Source organism: Pararhizobium sp. PWRC1-1, from assembly GCF_049897905.1.
Taxonomy (GTDB): domain Bacteria; phylum Pseudomonadota; class Alphaproteobacteria; order Rhizobiales; family Rhizobiaceae; genus Pararhizobium.
This window is the reverse complement of sequence record NZ_JAFCXE010000006.1, coordinates 234,626-253,150: the sequence shown is the minus strand read 5'-3', so window position 1 is coordinate 253,150 and position 18,525 is coordinate 234,626. Positions and strand designations below refer to the sequence as shown.

Genomic DNA, 18,525 nt, shown 5'->3' with positions numbered 1-18,525 from the left:
GAGTTAAAACCATGAAACTCAAGGACAAGGTCTGCGTCGTCACCGGCTCGGCCAGCGGCATCGGCTTGGCGATCGCCAAGAAGTATGTGTCGGAAGGCGCCAAGGTCGTCATCGCCGACCTGAAGCTCGAAGCGGCGGAAGCGACGGCCAAGGACCTGACGGCGCGGGGACCGGGCGAGGCGATCGGCCTTGCCATGGACGTCACCAGCGAAGACGCTGTTAACACCGGCGTCGCCGCTGTCGTTGCCAAATGGGGCAGGGTGGATGTGCTCGTCTCCAATGCCGGCATCCAGATCGTCAACAAGATCGAGGATTATGCCTTTTCCGACTGGAAGAAGATGCTCGCGATTCATCTCGACGGCGCGTTTCTGACCACCAAGGCCTGCATTCCGCATATGAAGGCGCAGAAAGGCGGGGCGATCATCTATATGGGCTCGGTTCATTCACACGAGGCCTCACCGCTGAAATCCGCCTATGTCACCGCCAAACACGGCCTGCTCGGCCTTGCCCGCGTGGTTGCCAAGGAAGGCGGACCGGACGGTGTGCGCGCCAACGTCATCTGCCCGGGCTTCGTGAAAACGCCGCTGGTTGAAAAGCAGATCCCGGAACAGGCGAAGGCTCTCGGCATCTCGGAAGAAGAAGTCGTCAGGAAGATGATGCTCGGCGGCACCGTCGATACGGAATTCACCACCGTCGAGGATGTCGCCGAAGTGGCGCTCTTGTTCGCTGGCTTCGAGACCAATGCGCTGACCGGCCAGTCGCTCGTCGTCAGCCACGGCTGGTACATGCAATAGGCAACAAACGTGATCCGGCCGGCATCGTCCGGATCACGTTTGCGTCAACGTGACGGTGTTGTCATTGTCTAAATCTGCAAGTGCCGCAATTCTGTGTCTTGGCCGGTCATGCTCGCACTGTGTCGTGACCGAACGCCATCACAGCGCGCCTGCATGTCCTTGGGACCTGATGGCGCCGGCCACAGGAGGAAAGCATGGACAAGCCGCAGATCACCCAGGCGATGATCAACGCCTATGACGAGTACACCCATTTGAGCCTCGACCGCCGCGCCTTCATGCGCACGCTGACAGCACTGACGGGATCCGCCGCAACCGCCGCGGCAATCGCCCCGCTGCTTGCCGCCAACAGCGCGCAGGCTGAAATGATCCCTGAAGCCGACCCGCGGGTGAAAGCCGAGGATGTCACCTATCCGGGCGTCGGTGGCGAGATGAAGGGCTATCTGGTCCGCCCGGCCGATGCGACCAGCAAGCTTCCCGCCGTCATCGTCATTCACGAGAACCGCGGTCTCAATCCGCATATCAAGGATGTCGCCCGCCGCATGGCGCTCGAAGGGTTCGTGGCGCTCGCCCCGGACTTCCTGTCGCCCGCCGGCGGAACTCCGGCCGACGAGGACAAGGCGCGCGAAATGATCGGCGCGCTGGATGGCAAGCACACCGTTGATAATGCGGTTGCGACCGTCACCTATCTCGAAGGCAATGACCTCACCACCGGCAAGGCCGGCGCCATCGGTTTCTGCTGGGGCGGTGGCATGGTCAACAAGCTGGCCGTTGCCTCACCCGACCTGAAAGCCGGTGTCGCCTATTACGGCGCCCAGCCGCCGGCTGAAGACGTGCCAAAGATCAAGGCGGCACTTCTGCTGCAATATGCCGGCCTCGACGACCGGATCAATGCCGGCATCGATGCCTATAAGATGGCGCTGACCGACAACGGCAAGGACTTCACCATCCATATCTACGACGGCGTCAACCACGCCTTCAACAACGACACGTCGGCCGCCCGCTACGACAAGAAAGCTGCCGATCTCGCCTGGGGCCGGACGGTGGAGTTCTTGAAAGCCAAGGTCGTCTGACCTATTGCAGCAGGCGTTTGGCGGCCTCCGAAATCAGGCTGGCCAGCGCGTGCTGGTCGTTCTGGCGGCCGCTGCGCGTGCGCCAGACCAGCCCGATCTTGCGGGACGGTTGCGGCTCGGCGAAGGGAACGATCCGCATGCGGTTGCGGGTCTTTTCGTCGTTGACCGCAATCTCCGGGATCAGCGTGATGCCCATGCCGTGGCTGACCATCTGCAAAAGGGTGGCCATCGAGGTTGCGCCATAGTTGGCGACGCGTTTGCCGGAGTGGATGCCGCAGACCGCCAGCGCATGGTCGCGCAGGCAGTGGCCTTCCTCAAGCAGAAGCAACCGCTCGACATCGACCTTGTCCTCGGTCATCGGCGACATCAGGATGGTGTTTTCATCCGCCGTGCTGGCAATCAGGAACCGGTCCTCGAACAGCAGCGAACTCGACAGGTTTTCCTCGTCGATCGGAAGCGCAACGATAACGCTGTCGAGCCGTCCGTGGCGCAAGTCGTCGAGGAGGGGGCCGGTCAGAAGCTCTTTCAGTTCGATCTGCAGATTGGGATAGCGCTGGCGAACCAGTGGAATGAGGACGGGCACGAGATAGGGGGCAACGGTCGGGATGATCCCCAGCCGGTGTTTGCCCTCCAGGACCCCGGTGACCTGCCGCGCCTGCTGGTAGAGTTGGTCGATACCGCCGAGGATTTTGCGCATTTCCGGCAACAGAGCCTCGCCTTCGCGCGTCAGCAGTGTCGGCCCTTTGCCGCGCTCCACCAGCTTGACGCTCAGTTCGCGTTCCATTTCGGCGATCTGCGCCGAGAGTGCAGGCTGGCTGACATTGACCATCAGGGCTGCCCGTCCGAAATGCCGGGCGCTGGCGAGCGCATCGAAATAGCGCATTTGGCGTATGGTGATCATGATAAGTTTATCCTATCGATATTTCAATTAAATACAATTGGAAATTATGGAACTTATGGAGGATGTTGCGGCGGAACCAAAACAATTGCATTTCAAACAGGAGGCAGAAATGGACGCCAAAGTCGAGAAAACGGGCAAGTGTCCGGTCATGCACGGGTCGCTCACCAGCAACTCCGGCGAGGGGACATCGAACCGGGAATGGTGGCCGAACCAGCTTAACCTGAAGATTCTTCATCAGAATTCCGCGCTTTCCGATCCGATGGGCACTGGCTTTAATTATGCCGAAGCGTTCAAGACGCTTGATCTCGCCGCGGTCAAGCAGGACATCTTTGCCCTGATGACGGACTCGAAGGATTGGTGGCCGGCCGACTTCGGCCATTACGGTCCCTTCTTCATCCGCATGGCCTGGCACAGCGCCGGCACCTACCGCACGGGCGACGGCCGTGGCGGTGCGTCTTCCGGCACCCAGCGCTTTGCGCCGCTCAACAGCTGGCCGGATAACGTCAACCTCGACAAGGCCCGCCGTCTGCTCTGGCCGATCAAGCAGAAATACGGCAACACGCTCTCCTGGGCAGACCTTCTGATCCTCGCCGGCAATTGCGCGCTGGAATCGATGGGCTTCAAGACCTTCGGTTTTGCCGGTGGCCGTGCCGATGTCTGGGAGCCGGAAGAAGATATCTATTGGGGTGCGGAACGCACCTGGCTCGACGACAAGCGCTATAGCGGCGACCGCGATCTCGAAAACCCGCTTGCAGCCGTGCAGATGGGCCTGATCTACGTCAACCCGGAAGGCCCAAACGGCAATCCTGACCCACTGGCCTCGGCCCGCGACATCCGCGAAACCTTCGCCCGCATGGCCATGAACGACGAGGAAACCGTTGCCCTCATCGCTGGCGGCCACACGTTCGGCAAGACCCATGGTGCCGGCGACGCAGCCCATGTCGGCCGGGAGCCGGAAGGTGCTGATATCGAGCAACAGGGTCTCGGCTGGGCCAGCAGCTATGGCAGCGGCAAGGGTGGTGACACCATTTCCAGCGGCCTCGAAGTCACCTGGACCTCGACGCCGACGCGCTGGAGCAACAACTTCTTCTGGAACCTGTTCGGCTATGAATGGGAACTGACCAAGAGCCCGGCCGGTGCGCATCAGTGGACGCCGAAGCACGGCATGGGTGCCCGCTCGGTGCCGGATGCCCACGATCCGGAAAAGCGCCATGCGCCTGCCATGCTGACCAGCGATCTGGCGCTGCGCGTCGATCCGGCTTACGAGCAGATCTCGCGCCGCTTCTACGAAAATCCGGATCAGTTCGCCGATGCCTTTGCCCGCGCCTGGTTCAAGCTGACCCACCGCGACATGGGTCCGAAGGTGCGTTATCTCGGTCCGGAAGTGCCAAGCGAAGACCTGATCTGGCAGGACCCGATCCCGGCAGCAGACCATCCGCTGATCGATGCTTCCGATATTGCCGACCTTAAGGAAAAGATCCTCGCATCCGGCCTGTCGGTCTCCCAGCTGGTGTCGACCGCTTGGGCGTCGGCCTCGACCTTCCGTGGTTCGGACAAGCGCGGCGGTGCCAATGGTGCACGCATCCGCCTTGCCCCGCAGAAGGATTGGGAGGCCAATCAGCCCGAGCAGCTGGCGACGGTCCTCGCTACCCTCGAAGGCATCCAGAGAGCCTTCAACGACGCCCATCTGGGCGGCAAGAAAGTGTCGCTGGCCGATCTGATCGTGCTGGGTGGTGCAGCCGCTGTCGAGAAGGCAGTAAAGAATGCCGGTCAGGATGTTGCCGTTGCCTTCACGCCCGGCCGCACCGATGCGTCGCAGGAACAGACCGATATCGAATCCTTCTCGGTGATCGAGCCGGTTTCGGAAGGTTTCCGCAACTATCAGAAGGCAAGCTTCACGGTATCGGCCGAGGAACTGTTGATCGACAAGGCACAGCTCCTGACCCTGACGGCTCCGGAAATGACGGTTCTGGTCGGCGGCCTTCGGGCGCTGAACGCCAATCACGGCCAGTCCCAGCATGGCGTCTTCACCACACGCCCTGAAACCCTGAGCAACGACTTCTTCGTCAACCTGCTCGACATGGGCACGGTTTGGAAGGCGGCCTCGCCGGACAAGGAAGTCTTCGAAGGGCGTGACCGGGCGACGGGCGAGCTGAAATGGACCGCCACCCGCACCGATCTGGTTTTCGGTTCGAATTCCCAGCTGCGCGCTCTGGCCGAGGTCTATGGCCAGAACGATGCACAGGGCAAATTCGTTCGTGATTTCGTCGCTGCCTGGAACAAGGTGATGAGCGCCGACCGGTTCGATATCGCCTGATCCGGTTTACGATACGCGATCCATGCCGCAGGCGGCGGGTTCCCTATCGGGATTTAAGAAGCCGGGCTCTGAAAAGGGCCCGCTTTGCGTTGAGAGGGCGAGATGAAAGCATTTTTATCGTTAACCAACCCCTAATTTGATAGGGGATTCCACCAAAAATGGTCCATCCTGGCCCCTTGGGCATATATTCAAACTAGCGTATAAAAGCTCGGTAGCACTTTTTGGGGCTGCGTATGACCAAACTATATTGCAGTCGATTTTTACGGCCGCGTTTTATGGCTGAGTATCAATATTAGCAGATACAAAAAGGCCGCGCCTCCACAACGAGCACGGCCTTTTTGCTGGTCTGTCGTGAGTGCTTACCAGCCAGGCAGCATATGGCTCTGCCGCAGCCGCGGATAGCGCGGAAAGTTCTTCATGTCGCCGTCGAGATCATCGGTGCTTGTCGTCGGCGTGATGTTGTCGAGGCAGGCTGTGATGTGATTGGTGATCGCATTCGACAGCGAGGGCGAAAGGCCCGGACGCTTCATGATGCCGATCTGAACTGGGGCCAGCGCGGGAAAACCGTCTGCCTGGGTCAGAACCTTCATGCCGGTGCGCAGCGCCGATTCCGGCAGCACCGAAACGGCCATGCCGGCCAGGACCGCAGCCGCCACCACCGTCGAGGACCAGCTGGTAAACAGGATATTGTATTCCTTGCCGGTGGCATCGAGTGCCGAGCAGGCGGCCTGGCGCCAGGCACAGTCGCGCTTGCCGACGGCGAGCGGCACCGGCGCATTTTCCGGCAGCGGATGATTGATCGAGCTGACCCAGCAGAGCGGCTCGGTGCGCACGACGTCGGATGCGCGGGCGCGCGGATTGTGCGTCACCAGCGCGATGTCGAGTTCGCCCTTGGCCATCTTCTCGGCAAGATCCACCGAGGGCTCGCAGACGATGTTGAGCTCGACATTCGGATGGGTCTTGGCAAAGCGGACGATGATTTCCGGCATGTAGCGATCGGCATAATCGTCAGGCGTGCCAATGCGAAGCGTGCCTTCCAGCCGGTTGTCGTCGAAGGAGGCGATGGCTTCGTTATTCAGCCGGATCATCCGCCGAGCGAAATTGAGCAGCCGGTCGCCTTCCGTCGTCAAGCGGTTGCCGCGTCCATCCTTGGCGAAAAGCTGCTTGCCGATGCGCTCTTCCAGCCGGCGCATCTGCATCGACACCGCCGATTGCGTCTTGAAAACTCGATCGGCCGCCTTGGTGAAGCTACCGGTATCGGCGATGGCAACGAAAGTCTGCAGTTGATCGATATCGAGCGGTGCGGACATGGCTTTGGTCCTCAAAAAGAGCACTCATAAAATTGTTTGATGAATACCATTAGAAACATTCGTTGGACTGATCAATAAGGATTTGCGAATTTGGCCTGGCAAATCGCATTCTGAACCATTCCGGCGAGCCTTCTGCAAAACCGGTCCACAATCATAGTTTCGACCCAACCCCCGCGCCGACCTCCCTGCGGGGGATGGGTCGCCCTTGTATAATTTCCCAGATCGGAATCGATCTGGGAAATTATGCAAAATCGAGAATGACAGCGACCTTGCACGTTGGAAAGACGTGCGGCGCTGACGTGCCCTGAAAAAGGAGTAAGCATCATGCGCACGACCGACCACGCACTTGACCTCACCCTAGCCGGGAAGCTGTCCGCGCCATCCCGCCAGACGGGGCGGATGGGCGTGCTGGCGTCGGTATGGCGCCAGCTGCGAAACCGAAATGCCATCGGCAGCCTCCAGGATCTCGACGATCACCAGCTGCTCGACATGGGGCTTAGCCGCCATGAAGTGCGCGAGGCGATGACCTCGCCCTTCTTCGACGATCCGGGCCGTCATCTGACGCAGGCGTCCCGCGACCGGGCGAACACGTTTTACCGGAAGGCGCGCCTCGACTGAGCTGTGCGTTCGCTGCCTCTCCTGGAGCTTGAAGAGTTTCCAGGACGGCGCTTGAAGAGTTTTGTTGCGTGCCTCAGACGTTGAAAAACGTTCCACGCAACAGGGACGCGCAGCCGCCTCTGCGCGTTACCGTTCCCCGCAGGGTTAGAGCCAATTGCCCTGCTGCTTGCCCGGTGCCCGGTCCCCAAGACCCGGTGCCGGGCTTTTTCTTTTTTGGGGATTGGCAAAGGGATGCCGGGGATCCGAGCGAAGGGCTTAGAGCCTCATTTATCGTAGGAGGCACTTATACCAAGGATCGGCGCCTTCTCGCTCAGACGAGCTGCGGGGGGATTAAGTATACCTCGGGATACACCTCAAGGTTGATAGTGTATCAGTCTAATTCAACGTATTGTATCCCTGCAACGTCCTCCAATAGGAGTTTTGCAGTGAGCAATTCCGATACGAGCAAGTGGGATTTCGATGACAACGGGAAAATGACGACCCAAGGGCTGGTCGAATGGGGCGTAGCATCGGTCTTGGGGCAGATTGTATTGCGCATAGGCTACGTCCGCTCGCAGCGAGAGCACGAAATCTACAACGGTACGGACCAGGCACCGCATCAGATCCAGGTGTCGCTTTCAAGTTCCGCCGCAAAGGAATTGTCGATGCAATTGTCCAGATATGCCGAGTGGATGGACCTTAAACTTCCGGCAGAACCATCGCCCAAGGCGTTATAGGGGGCTAACCCCGATGATCAGGCAGGCGTATTTTTCCGGTACGTCTCGAACAGCCCATCGATGTTCTTCTGGTATTCCTTCTGCGCCTCCAGCCCGCTGTCGAACATGCTGTTGAACATCTCGCTGAACGGCGCCATCGGATTGGTGTCGGCAGGCTTTTTTTCCGGCTCCGGTGCGGCCGCAGTTTGCGGCTTTCCGCTCATCATGTCCTGAAAGGCCTTTAAGAAAGGATTGGCGGCGAACATGTCCGGGGAGGATTGCTGTTTTTCCTCGGGCTTTCCCATGCCGAAGAAGCCTTGCATCGCCTGCGTGAACGGATTGGGCGCCGCCTGCGGCTTCTTGGTAAAACCGGATGCTTCCAGCCACGGCTTCATCATCGCTTCCATCGGCGTATTGGCAAAGGGGTTCGCCATTCCCCCCATCGAGCCGCTCATCTGGCCGGATGCCTGCTTGAACAGCCCGCCCATGATCGCACTCGCCACCACCGGCAGCATCTGCTTGTAGATGTCCTGGCCGATGCCGGTCATCTGGGCGGCCTGTGCGGAGACGGCCTGCAGCATGTCCTTGGAGCCGAAAAGCTGATTGAGAATAGTGTTGCCGTCCGCCAGTCCCTGCGGCGTGAAGGCCTTGTTCATGTCCTCGAAATATTGCGCGTAGTTGCCGCTCGACATGGCAGCGAGGAAGGTGCTGAAGTCGTAGGGATTGGCGGTGTTGCGCTTGAGTGCGGTGGAAAAGACCGGCATCAGGGCCGCCGTTGCCTTGGCCATCTGTTCCTGGGCGAGACCGAACTGCTTGGCCATCACATCCATGGCATTGCCATTCTGCGCCTGCATCATCATATCAAAAAGCGGGATCATCTTTTCGTCCTCTCCAGCAGGCAGCGCCACGCATGTGTCTGCACTATAACGGGAAAAACCTGCGAGAACACCGCTTTTTGTTAGCCGGGACAATGCGGCCCGGCACACGGCCAATGCGGGCAGAATTTCACCCTCCACACGGTTCGGATGCTCGCCTATTCTCTTTTCAGGCACAGCCAGGAACCGAACCGGCATGAAACGCCCCATCATCGACATCATCCCCGAAAACGCCAGTCAGCAGGATGCCGCAACGATCCTTGCCGTGCTGGATCAGCATGCAGCGCTCCATATCGGCGCAATCGAGGAACAGCCGGATTTCGCCATTCTCCTGCGCGATCCGGACACGCAAGCGGTTGTCGGCGGTCTCTATGGGATGGACGGGTTCGGTTGGGCCTTCGTCAAATACCTGGCTGTTCCGGATGAATATCGCGGCCAGGGTCTGGGCTCGCGCCTGCTTGCCGAGGCGGAGGCGATTGCGCGGGCACGCGGCTATATCGGCGTCTGGCTGGATACGTTCGAGTTTCAGGCGCGGCCGTTCTATGAAAAGCTCGGCTACACGGTGTTCGGCGAGCTTGAAGGCGCCCCGAACGCTATTCCCCGTTACTTCCTGAAGAAGCGATTTTAATACTGGTAGTCGGTAAACACCGGCTCGACCGAACCGTTCCAGCGCCCATTGTAGAGCGACAAAAGATCCTCGGCGAGTGTCGCCTTCTTGGCCAGCACCTCGTCGAGCGGGGCGAGGAAGATGCTCTCATCGACCTCGTCGCCATTCAGCCGGTTGCGGTTCTTCAGGCCAAGCCGCGAAATCGCCAGCACTTCGCGCGCGACGTCGAACAACGACGTGCCGCGATGGGTGGCAGACAGGCCCTGCACTGGGACCGCATTGCGCATGGCAAGCGTTTCTTCGTAGGTCCAGTCGCGGGTCAGGTCTTCGGCGGCGTCAAGGGCTGCATCGTCATAAAGCAGGCCAACCCAGAAGGCCGGCAGCGCGCAGATGCGGCGCCACGGGCCGCCATCGGCGCCGCGCATTTCAAGGAAGCGCTTCAGGCGTACATCCGGAAACAGCGTCGAGAGATGATTGGTCCAGTCGCCCATATTGGGCTCCCAGTCGGCAAGCTCGCCCTTCATCGCGCCGTTCATGAACTGGCGGAAGGTCACATGCGTGCAGTCATGGTACTTGCCGTCGCGAACGACGAAATACATCGGCACGTCGAGCGCCCATTTGACGTAATCCTCGAAGCCGAAATCGGCATTGAAGACCGCAGGCAGCACGCCGGCGCGCTGGTTGTCGGTGTCGCGCCAGATATCGCCGCGCCAGGAGAGCAGGCCGTTCGGCTTGCCGTCGGTAAAAGGCGAGCTGGCAAACAGCGCCGTCGACAGCGGCTGCAGCTTCAACGACACCTGCATCTTGCGGCGCATGTCCTCTTCGGACGAGAAGTCGAGGTTAACCTGGATCGTGCAGGTGCGATACATCATGTCGAGGCCCTGCGTGCCGACCTTCGGCATGTAGCGGCTCATGATGTCGTAACGGGATTTCGGCATGCGCGGCGTTTCCGCCAGCGTCCACTTCGGCGAGCCGCCGATGCCAAGGAAGCGGATGCCGAGGGGCTCGGCGATCTCGCGCAGATCGGCCAGATGGCGGTTGGATTCCTTGCAAGTCTGGTGCAGATTTTCGAGCGGCGCGCCGGATAGTTCGAACTGGCCGCCGGGCTCCAGAGAAATCGCGCCCTGGCCGGAATGTTCGGCAAGGCCGATGATATTGCCGGCATCGATGATCGGTTCCCAGCCGCTTTTCTGCGCCATGCCGTTCAGAAGCGACGAGATGCTGGCGTCGCCGGAATAGGGAACTGGGCTGTTGTCTGCCTTGAAGAAGGCGAACTTTTCATGCTCCGTCCCGATGCGGAATTTGTCCTTGGGCTTGTTGCCCTCGGCCAGATATTCGGTCAGGTCTGCAAGCGAGGTAACCGGCGTCTGGTCGGTGGTGTCTCTGGCCATGGGCGTCTTCTTTTGAGCGGGCTGGACCTGCCGGACGGCAGACATCAGGAGGGTGATTGAACCGGATTGAGGTGTGGTGCAAGTGAAATTGTTTCAAGACCGGTTCAAATTTTCAACACCTCGAAACGGCTTGAATTTCTCAGTTCCTATTGCCAGTCGCCAATCGCTGCCTGAATGACGGCCATCGCTGCCACCGCCGCCGTATCCGCCCGCAAGATTCGTGGGCCAAGCGGGATAGCGGTGACGAAATCCAGACTGCGTAGCAGAGACCGTTCGCTATCCGAAAAACCGCCTTCGGGACCGATCAGCAGCGCCAATTTGCGTTCCTTCACCGCCGCCAGAACCGGCAGCGGGTTTTGTCCGGCATCGCCCTCGTCGCAAAAGATGATCCGGCGGTCTTTCGGCCAGCCGTTGAGAACGTCTTCCAGCCTGCGCGGCTCGGCGACCTCGGGAATGCCGAGAACGCCGCATTGCTCGGCCGCCTCGATGACATTGGCCCGGACGCGGTCGAGATTACTGATCTTGCCCTGCACATGCTGGGTCATCACCGGCTGCAACAGGCCGGCGCCCATCTCCACGGCCTTCTGCACCAGATAATAGAGCCTGCCGACCTTCAGCGGCGCAAACAGATAGTGCAGATCGCACGGCGCCGGTTGTGGGCGGGCCTGTTCGGTCGCCGTCAGGAAAAGGCGCTTCTTGGTCGGAAATGAAAGTTCCGCCTGCCATTCGCCGTCACGGCCGTTGAAGACGAGCACAGCGTCGCCCGCCTCGAAGCGTAGTACATTGACGAGATAGTTGAATTGCTCCCGCGAGACTTCGTAGATCGTCCCCTTTACCAGCGGCACGTCGATGAAAAGCCGCTGCATGCGGAAGTTGGCGCGCATAGATCAGTCCTTAGATGAAGAGTACTGCGAAAACCATGTAGACCGCCGCCGACAACAGCGCTGAAACGGGAACGGTGATAACCCAGGCAGCGACGATTGTCATGAAGTGCGACCGCCGCACCAGGCGGCGGCGGTGCGATTCTTCCGGACTGTGCTGGACGCGCCGTTCGAAGTCCAGATGCCCGGTTTTCTGGCGCACATATTCCAGCCGCCGCTTCGAGTTGCGGGTGTACCATTCGCGGAAGAAGCCGATCCCGAAAACCGCGCCGACGGCGGTGTGCGTGGTCGAGACAGGCAGGCCGAGCGATGTGGCGATGATAACGGTGATCGCCGTTGCCAGCGCCACGCAATAGGCCCGCATCGGATTGAGCTTGGTGATCTCCTCACCGACGACCCGGATCAGTTTCGGGCCGAACAGCAGCAGTCCGCAGGAAATGCCGAATGCGCCGATCAGCATGACCCAAAGGGGCACATAGGTCGTCTGCACGATGGCGAGGCCGTTGACGTTGGCAACGATGGCCGCAAGCGGGCCAACCGCATTCGACACGTCGTTGGCACCGTGGGCAAAAGAGAGCAGCGCTGCCGACAGGATCAGCGGCATCTGGAATAGCTTGCGCAGCGACTGGTTGCGATTGTCGAGCCCCTGAGCCTGCCGCGCGATCCAGGGCTTGCCTGCAACAATGGTAAGCGCCGCCACGGCCAGGCCGATCAGGATGCCTTGGGTCATGGGAATGTGAGCCACCTTCTCGATGCCGATCACGGTAAAATAGGTGGCGAACGATCCCGTCATGACGGCGAGCAGGATCGGTGTCCAGAAAACTGCAGCCTCGATCTTGTCTTCGCGATAGATGATGAAGGTCTTGATGAAGGCTAGAAGCAGTGCGGCTATGCCGCCGCCGAGGATCGGCGATACTGTCCAGCTTGCCGTTATTCCCGCAAGCGATACCCAGTGAACCGAGGAAAAGCCCGCTGCCGCAACGCCGGATCCGAGAATACCGCCGACGATCGAGTGGGTGGTCGAAATCGGTGCGCCGGACCAGGTGGCGATGTTGATCCATACGGCGGCCGAAACCAGAGCGGCCATCATCACCCAGACGAATGCCTCGCCGGACGGCATCTGTGTCGCATCGACGATGCCGGCCTCGATCGTCGAAACAACGCGCCCGCCGGCAAACACGGCGCCCGCGACCTCGAAGATGGCCGCGATGATCAACGCCGTCCTCATGGTGATCGCTTTGGATCCCACGGCAGCACCGACATTGTTGGTCACGTCATTGGCGCCGATGTTCATCGCCATGTAACCGGCGACGGCCGCGGCGGCGAGAATGATCAGGTACTTGGGCTCTTCGGAAACATAGGCGGCAGCGAAAATCACGCTGACTAGCATGAACAGAAGCCCGAGGCCGACACCGGCCCACGGCCGCAACACATGGTGCGTTGCTTCCTCCGTCAGGGTCACCTTGTCCAGGTACTTGTCGAGGGTCGGCTTTTCGAGGCTCGGGCGCGGTTTTGTCACCGTCTGTTCTCCAATTCAGGCAGCCTGCCCGCATGGAGCAAGCACCAGTCTGCGCAGCAGGGTCGGGTATGCCTCACGTCGCCCATGGTCAGTCATGTTCGGACGTTTATTGCGCTGCGGTTTTCTGAACCGGGTTCATGGTGGCAAGCAGACGCTGTTCGAAACTCAGGATGAGGTCCTTGAGCATTGGTTCGGCTACCCGCTTGGCACCTTCCTGAAAGCTCACCCATTCCATCTTCCGGCTACCTTTTTCCGGAAAGCTTTTGAGCATATCCAGAACAACCAGAGGATAGACCTGAACCATGCACTGGACCTTGAGGCCCTGATCCATGCCCTTGTCGTACATGTAGAAGCCGATCCGCTCTGCGCCGGTCTCGCCTTTAACGCCAGCTTCTTCATACGCCTCGCGTTCGGCAGCCTGATGACACATCTTGCCTTCCATCGGCCAGCCCTTGGGGATGACCCAGCGGCCTGTGTCGCGGCTGGTGATCAAAAGCATCTCGGGCACCGCGCTTTTCTTCTTGAACCGGTAGCACAGCGCAGCACACTGCATTCGCACCGGACGGCGGAACATCAGGCGTACATCAGTGACAATGCGATTCAGAATATTCAACGTCGGGGCATCCTTTCAAAAAACGAATCATTTTAGTCTGCAATATCGTTTCAATATGCTCGCTTTAAACGGCCTGTAAACGCGCAGATTTGGTGAGACACATATAGTTATCGCGGCGCCTCTGATGAAGGGGGCGACAACGCGAAAGACCGGCAATTTAGTAGGATTGCACCACCGGGATGTGTCGATTGCGCCTTTATAAGGCATGTTTACGGCATTGGCGAGATACGCACAGAAATTTGCCGGGAGCGTGTCTTCTGTGTCGCTGATATACGGTTCAGGCGCCGGCCTGCCGGTCGCGCTGCTGCATTCTCAACTGCGAGATGCGGGCCCATTCGCCAGAGCGCTCGGCATCCCTTGTGGCGGTGATGATGAAGTCGATATGGGCTTGGGCCGTTTCACGGGCACGCGCCGGGTCGCCGGCCATGATCGCGTCATAGATTGCCTCATGCTGGGCAAGCAGCATGTCGCCGGCTCCCGGTGCTGCAAACAGCACCTCGCGGCTGAAGAAAATGCCGCCGCTCAAAAGCCGGTAGCAGGCGCGCAATGTGTGCAAGAGGATGATGTTGTGGGCGCATTCGCCGATGGCACTGTGCAGTTCGACATCGGTCTTCAACCCGCCCTCGGCAGAACCGGACAGATGCGCCGCCCGCATTTCTTCCATGATGCGGGTCAGCATATCCCGGTCGAAGCGGGTGGCGCGGCGTGCGGCCAGTTCCGCCGTCATGCCTTCCAGCTCGCGGCGGTATTCGAGGTAATCCTGCGTTGCCTTCTGGTGGCGCGAAATCAGGTCGATCACCGGCCTGGAAAACACCTGGCCTATGACATCGGCAACAAACGTGCCGCCGCCATGGTGGCTGACCAGCAGTCCGCGCGCCTCCAGTTCCTTCAGCGCCTCGCGCAGGATCGGCCGTGAGACATCGAAGCGGCGCGACAGATCCCGTTCACTTGGCAGCCGTTCGCTGTCGCGCAGCACGCCTTCAAGGATCAGGAGTTCGATCTGCTGGATGATTTCGCCGGAGGTCCGGCTGTGCGGGATGCGGGCAAAGGCATCGATGGTGTCGTCTGTCACGGCAGCTCTCCTTAGCACCAACTTAGTCACCCCATCGAAAGTGGTCAATTTCTTTAGCCACTTTTCAAAGCCATGCAATGGTGGGCTGGCCGAAACAAACGCGGGCCTGCGTCAAAGCGTCCTTTCCCTTTTGCTCATCCTGTTGATAAGACAGTTCTGATTGATGCGTGAGAGGGGAAAACGCTTCATGGTCAAACGCAGTTTTGCATTTCCGTCGGCTCCGGCCCGCGCCCAGGCGCTGGGCGAGATCCATGCGCGTCCATATGCGCTGGTGACGTCGCCGCGCGTCATCTTCCAGCTCGCCTTCATGACGGATGGCGGGGCTGCTGTCGATCATGCCGTGCTCTCGGAACTGTCGCGTGCCCGCGGCGTCTCGCCACCCAGCCGTGAGGCCAGCCATCATGCGCTGTCCTGGGGGCAGGGCACGCTACGCTGGGAGCGCCACACCGAATTCTCGACCTATTTCTGGGATGGCGTCATTCCTGATCAGTTTGGCGGCGAGGTCACCACCCATCCCTTCGGCGATGGTTTTTCGCCGCCGGGAACGCTGATCTCCGGCATCCGCTTGGAAATCCGCCCGGATTCGGAGGAAACGCGCGCGGCGATGAGCGCGTTCGATCCGACCAGCCTCTGTTACAGCGATATCAAGAACGGCCAGTCGGTGGTGCTGACCGATTTCCGCCAGAACGGCGACGGCCTGACGCAGATCCTCGTCATCGACCGCGGCATGACCGAGGCCGGAACCGGCGCGCTGGTCCAGCGGCTGCTCGATATCGAAACCTATCGCACGCTGGCGATGCTGGGCCTGCCGCTGGGGCAATCGCTATCGCCGGATATCCGCCGGATCGAGGACGGGCTGACCGGCGTCACCCAGCGGATGCGCACCAGCGCCCGCGAAAAGGCCGACGAGATGCTGGCTGAAATCACCCTTCTGGCCGCCGAACTCGAAGCGGGTGCGGCGCTCAGCCTCTATCGTTTCGGCGCCAGCCGCGCCTATTACGGCATCGTTCAGGAGCGCATCCGCTCGCTGATCGAAACCGGCGTGCCGGGCTATGAAACGCTCGGCACCTTCCTGGAGCGGCGATTGGCGCCGGCCATGCGCACTTGCCAGTCGGTGGAAGAGCGCCAGGCCAACCTATCGCGAAAACTCACCCGTGCTACGGCGCTTCTCAGAAGCTGGGTGGATGTCGAGCTCGAGCGGCAAAACACCGTGCTGCTCAATTCGATGGATCGCCGCGCCAAGCTGCAGCTGCGCCTGCAGCAGACGGTCGAAGGCCTCTCGGTCGCCGCGATCTCCTATTATGTCGTCGGCCTGTTCGGCTACATTGCCAAGGCGCTGGAAAGCGAGGGCATTCCGATCAAGTCGAGCGTGCTGACCGGCTTCTTCGTGCCGGTCGCCGTTCTCGCCATGTGGCTGGTCGTCAGGCGCATCCGCAAGCACCATGCTGACGAGGACCGCGAAAGTCTTTAAGCCTTTGGGATATTCGAAACGAATCGACCCGGCGACACCATGGCAAAAGCGGTAAAAGCGGCGAAGAAGGCAAAACTCGACCGGGATGGCCTGACGGCGCTCGGGCTGGAGCGTCTGATCGAGATCGCGCTGGATGAGGCGGCCCTCAACACATCCTTCAAGAAACGGCTGAGCGCGGCGCTTGCCGGCATCAGCGGTGCCGCTGGCGTGGCCAAGCTGATCGACAGCCGCCTGACGGCGCTTGAAAAATCGGGCACGCGCATCCGCTGGCAGAAGGAACGCGCCTTCGGCAACGACCTCGACAGCATTGCGGCAAGCATCGTCAAGGAATTCGGCGCCGTCGATCCCGGCATGGCACTGGAACGGCTGATCCGTTTCGTCTTCGGCTATGAGGGGATTTCCGAGCGCGTCAACGATTCCAGCGGCCGCATCGCCAACATCTATGTCCAGGCCTGCGAGGCCGCTGGGCGTCTCGCCCCACTCGTACCCCTCGACCAGCAGGCGCGTATCCCGCCATTGCTGACGCCTGGCCTGCAGGGCATGGACTATCACGGCGTCAAGACGTTGCTGGCGGTGCGGATTGCGGCTGCGCTATCGCCCGGCGTCCTGAAATCCTGGGACGAAACCCTGGCTGCGGCCACGAAGATACCGGCCGGAACCACCATTCTGCCGGCCATCGTCCATGTGCGCCGCGCCATTGCCGATGCCCGCACCGATCTCGATGCCTATGTGGCGATCGAGGAGAGCCTGCCCGAGGCGTTGCGCGAACCTGTCGTGGTTGCCGAGCGGCTGCATGCCGCCGACCGTCAGGCGGAAGCCTTGATCTGGGTGCGCAAGCCCCGCAAATCGCGGATCGGCTTTGCCCGCCGCGCCGATATTCTCAGCGGTGATCTGAAGGCATTGCCGGACAAGGACCGGCTCGAGGCCGCCATTCTGGATGGGATGAAGGATCGCGCCGCATCGCAGGCCGTGCGCTGGAAGATTTTCGAACAAGGCCTCGATGCCGGGATATTGCGCGAATATATCGCCAAGGCTGGCGATTTCGAGGAATTCGAGGCGCTGGACAAGGCCTTCGCGTTTGTCGAGCAGCACCGCGAACCGCATGCCGCATTGCGCTTCTATCTGGCTTGGCCAAGGCTTGATCTCGCGGCGCGCTATGTCGTCGCCCGCTGGGGCGTCTGGGAAGGAGAGTTCTACGAGTTTCTTCTGCCCGCTGCCGAAGCGTTCGAAGCTACCGATTATCCCGCGGCGGCAACCGCGCTCTACCGCGCCCTGCTTGATCGCATCATCGGCCGGGGCTTGTCGGAGGCCTATGGATACGGCGCCGATTATCTTGCACGGCTTGCGGCGCTAGCCAAACGTCCCGGTGGCAATGACGGTTTAATGTCACACGCCGATTATGTCGCGGATCTGCGCAGGCAGCATATCCGCCGGCACGGTTTCTGGGACCGCATTCCACCGGAAACCTACCGCTCCCAGTAAGGCTCCGGTCCATAGAGCCCGGCCAGATAATCGATGAACAGCCGCACCTTGGCTGGCAGAAACTGGCGGCTGGGATAGAGTGCCGAGACGAACAGGTTGCGGGAGCCCTCCCATTCGGGCAGGACCTGTACGAGTTTTCCCGATTTCAGGTCGCTGCCGACATCCCAGGTGGAACGCAGGGCGATGCCCGCGCCGGAAAGCACGGCTTCGCGCACCACTTCCGATGAATTGGTGATCAGCCGTCCCTGCGGCTTGTAGCTCATCGAGCCCGCCTCGCTTTCCAGCTTCCAGGTGTCGTGATTATGCTGGCGCAGGCAGATATGGTCGCCGAGGTCGTCGATCGTGTCCGGCGTGCCATATCGAGTGATATAGGCCGGCGAGGCGCAGAGGATGCGCCGAACCGGCACCAATTTACGCGCCACCAGCGTCGAATCGCTGAGTTCGCCGATGCGGATGGCAAGGTCGAAGCCTTCGGCGACGATGTCGGTAAATTCATCGGAGAGCACGATATTCAAAATGAGATCGGGATGCGCCTCGATGAAGCGGGCGAGATGCGGCGCCACATGCATGCGGCCGAACGAGGTGGGGGCGGTGATGCGCAGCGTGCCCTGCGGCTGCCCCGAGCGGCCGGAGGCAAAAGCCTCCGCTTCCTCGATGCCGGCCATGATCCCCAGCACCCGGTCGTAAAATCCCTGTCCGGCTTCGGTCAGTGATATCTGCCGTGTGGTTCGCTGAAACAGCCGCGTGCCGAGCCGGTCTTCCAGCCGCTTGATGCGTTTGGAAATAACAGCTGGGGAAAACCCCAATGCCCGCCCCGCCGCCGACATACTGCCGGAGGATACGACACGCGTGAACACCTCAAGATCGCCCAGATTTGTCATCAATCTTGACCATTGTTTCGAAAACAGA

At 60.5% G+C, this 18,525-nt stretch carries 17 protein-coding genes; 8 read left to right on the top strand and 9 right to left on the bottom strand.

Features of this window, described 5'->3' with window-relative positions:
* The first annotated feature begins 11 nt into the window (after window positions 1–11).
* Window positions 12–794, top strand: a complete 783-nt coding sequence (locus tag ACP7E0_RS12570) for a 3-hydroxybutyrate dehydrogenase (RefSeq protein WP_426125295.1) — start codon at window positions 12–14, stop codon at window positions 792–794.
* 194 nt (window positions 795–988) lie between these two features.
* Window positions 989–1,864, top strand: coding sequence for a dienelactone hydrolase family protein (locus ACP7E0_RS12565; RefSeq protein WP_426125294.1), 876 nt, complete (start codon window positions 989–991; stop codon window positions 1,862–1,864).
* A gap of 1 nt (window position 1,865) precedes the next feature.
* Here ACP7E0_RS12565 and ACP7E0_RS12560 read toward each other — a convergent pair whose 3' ends face one another.
* Window positions 1,866–2,765: a hydrogen peroxide-inducible genes activator gene (locus tag ACP7E0_RS12560; protein ID WP_113316605.1), complete on the bottom strand. Its 900-nt coding sequence runs from the start codon at window positions 2,763–2,765 to the stop codon at window positions 1,866–1,868.
* Window positions 2,766–2,874: 109 nt separating this feature from the next.
* Between ACP7E0_RS12560 and katG the strand changes: the two genes are divergently transcribed.
* The gene (katG, locus tag ACP7E0_RS12555; protein WP_426125292.1) at window positions 2,875–5,082 is read left to right on the top strand and encodes a catalase/peroxidase HPI; all 2,208 of its coding nucleotides are present in this window, start codon (window positions 2,875–2,877) and stop codon (window positions 5,080–5,082) included.
* A gap of 359 nt (window positions 5,083–5,441) precedes the next feature.
* Here katG and ACP7E0_RS12550 read toward each other — a convergent pair whose 3' ends face one another.
* Window positions 5,442–6,392, bottom strand: a complete 951-nt coding sequence (locus ACP7E0_RS12550) for a LysR substrate-binding domain-containing protein (protein WP_060504715.1) — start codon at window positions 6,390–6,392, stop codon at window positions 5,442–5,444.
* A gap of 324 nt (window positions 6,393–6,716) precedes the next feature.
* Here ACP7E0_RS12550 and ACP7E0_RS12545 point away from each other — a divergent pair, with 324 nt between their 5' ends.
* Both ACP7E0_RS12545 and ACP7E0_RS12540 read left to right on the top strand, forming a co-directional pair.
* Window positions 6,717–7,010 (top strand): DUF1127 domain-containing protein, encoded by a 294-nt coding sequence (locus ACP7E0_RS12545; RefSeq protein ID WP_426125291.1) that lies wholly within the window; start codon window positions 6,717–6,719, stop codon window positions 7,008–7,010.
* Between the two features lie 425 nt (window positions 7,011–7,435).
* The gene (locus tag ACP7E0_RS12540) at window positions 7,436–7,726 is read left to right on the top strand and encodes a hypothetical protein (RefSeq protein WP_113316602.1); all 291 of its coding nucleotides are present in this window, start codon (window positions 7,436–7,438) and stop codon (window positions 7,724–7,726) included.
* 17 nt (window positions 7,727–7,743) lie between these two features.
* On the opposite strand, the gene ACP7E0_RS12535 is transcribed toward ACP7E0_RS12540, so the two are convergent.
* Window positions 7,744–8,583, bottom strand: coding sequence for a DUF937 domain-containing protein (locus ACP7E0_RS12535; protein ID WP_426125289.1), 840 nt, complete (start codon window positions 8,581–8,583; stop codon window positions 7,744–7,746).
* A 193-nt stretch (window positions 8,584–8,776) separates the two neighbouring features.
* Between ACP7E0_RS12535 and ACP7E0_RS12530 the strand changes: the two genes are divergently transcribed.
* A complete protein-coding gene (locus ACP7E0_RS12530; RefSeq protein WP_426125288.1) occupies window positions 8,777–9,208 on the top strand; it encodes a GNAT family N-acetyltransferase in 432 nt (143 codons plus the stop codon).
* On the opposite strand, the gene ACP7E0_RS12525 is transcribed toward ACP7E0_RS12530, so the two are convergent.
* The 5 genes from ACP7E0_RS12525 to ACP7E0_RS12505 all read right to left on the bottom strand — a co-directional run bounded on the left by ACP7E0_RS12525 (window position 9,205) and on the right by ACP7E0_RS12505 (window position 14,663).
* Window positions 9,205–10,578: a glutamate--cysteine ligase gene (locus ACP7E0_RS12525; RefSeq protein WP_426125287.1), complete on the bottom strand. Its 1,374-nt coding sequence runs from the start codon at window positions 10,576–10,578 to the stop codon at window positions 9,205–9,207. The two genes, ACP7E0_RS12530 and ACP7E0_RS12525, sit on opposite strands and share 4 nt — an antisense overlap.
* Window positions 10,579–10,724: 146 nt before the next feature.
* On the bottom strand, window positions 10,725–11,462 hold the full coding sequence (locus ACP7E0_RS12520; RefSeq protein ID WP_426125286.1) for a 16S rRNA (uracil(1498)-N(3))-methyltransferase: 738 nt from the start codon (window positions 11,460–11,462) through the stop codon (window positions 10,725–10,727).
* A gap of 10 nt (window positions 11,463–11,472) precedes the next feature.
* The gene (locus ACP7E0_RS12515; RefSeq protein ID WP_426125284.1) at window positions 11,473–12,978 is read right to left on the bottom strand and encodes an inorganic phosphate transporter; all 1,506 of its coding nucleotides are present in this window, start codon (window positions 12,976–12,978) and stop codon (window positions 11,473–11,475) included.
* Between the two features lie 106 nt (window positions 12,979–13,084).
* Entirely contained in the window at window positions 13,085–13,591 is a 507-nt protein-coding gene (locus tag ACP7E0_RS12510; RefSeq protein WP_426125283.1) for an NUDIX hydrolase, read from the bottom strand.
* 277 nt (window positions 13,592–13,868) lie between these two features.
* The gene (locus ACP7E0_RS12505; protein WP_426125282.1) at window positions 13,869–14,663 is read right to left on the bottom strand and encodes a FadR/GntR family transcriptional regulator; all 795 of its coding nucleotides are present in this window, start codon (window positions 14,661–14,663) and stop codon (window positions 13,869–13,871) included.
* A gap of 187 nt (window positions 14,664–14,850) precedes the next feature.
* Here ACP7E0_RS12505 and ACP7E0_RS12500 point away from each other — a divergent pair, with 187 nt between their 5' ends.
* Both ACP7E0_RS12500 and ACP7E0_RS12495 read left to right on the top strand, forming a co-directional pair.
* A complete protein-coding gene (locus ACP7E0_RS12500; protein WP_426125281.1) occupies window positions 14,851–16,134 on the top strand; it encodes a DUF3422 family protein in 1,284 nt (427 codons plus the stop codon).
* A gap of 39 nt (window positions 16,135–16,173) precedes the next feature.
* Window positions 16,174–17,616, top strand: a complete 1,443-nt coding sequence (locus ACP7E0_RS12495) for a DUF6880 family protein (protein WP_426125280.1) — start codon at window positions 16,174–16,176, stop codon at window positions 17,614–17,616.
* Here ACP7E0_RS12495 and ACP7E0_RS12490 read toward each other — a convergent pair.
* Entirely contained in the window at window positions 17,601–18,497 is an 897-nt protein-coding gene (locus ACP7E0_RS12490; RefSeq protein ID WP_426125278.1) for a LysR family transcriptional regulator, read from the bottom strand. The genes ACP7E0_RS12495 and ACP7E0_RS12490 overlap by 16 nt on opposite strands.
* Window positions 18,498–18,525 lie beyond the last annotated feature (28 nt).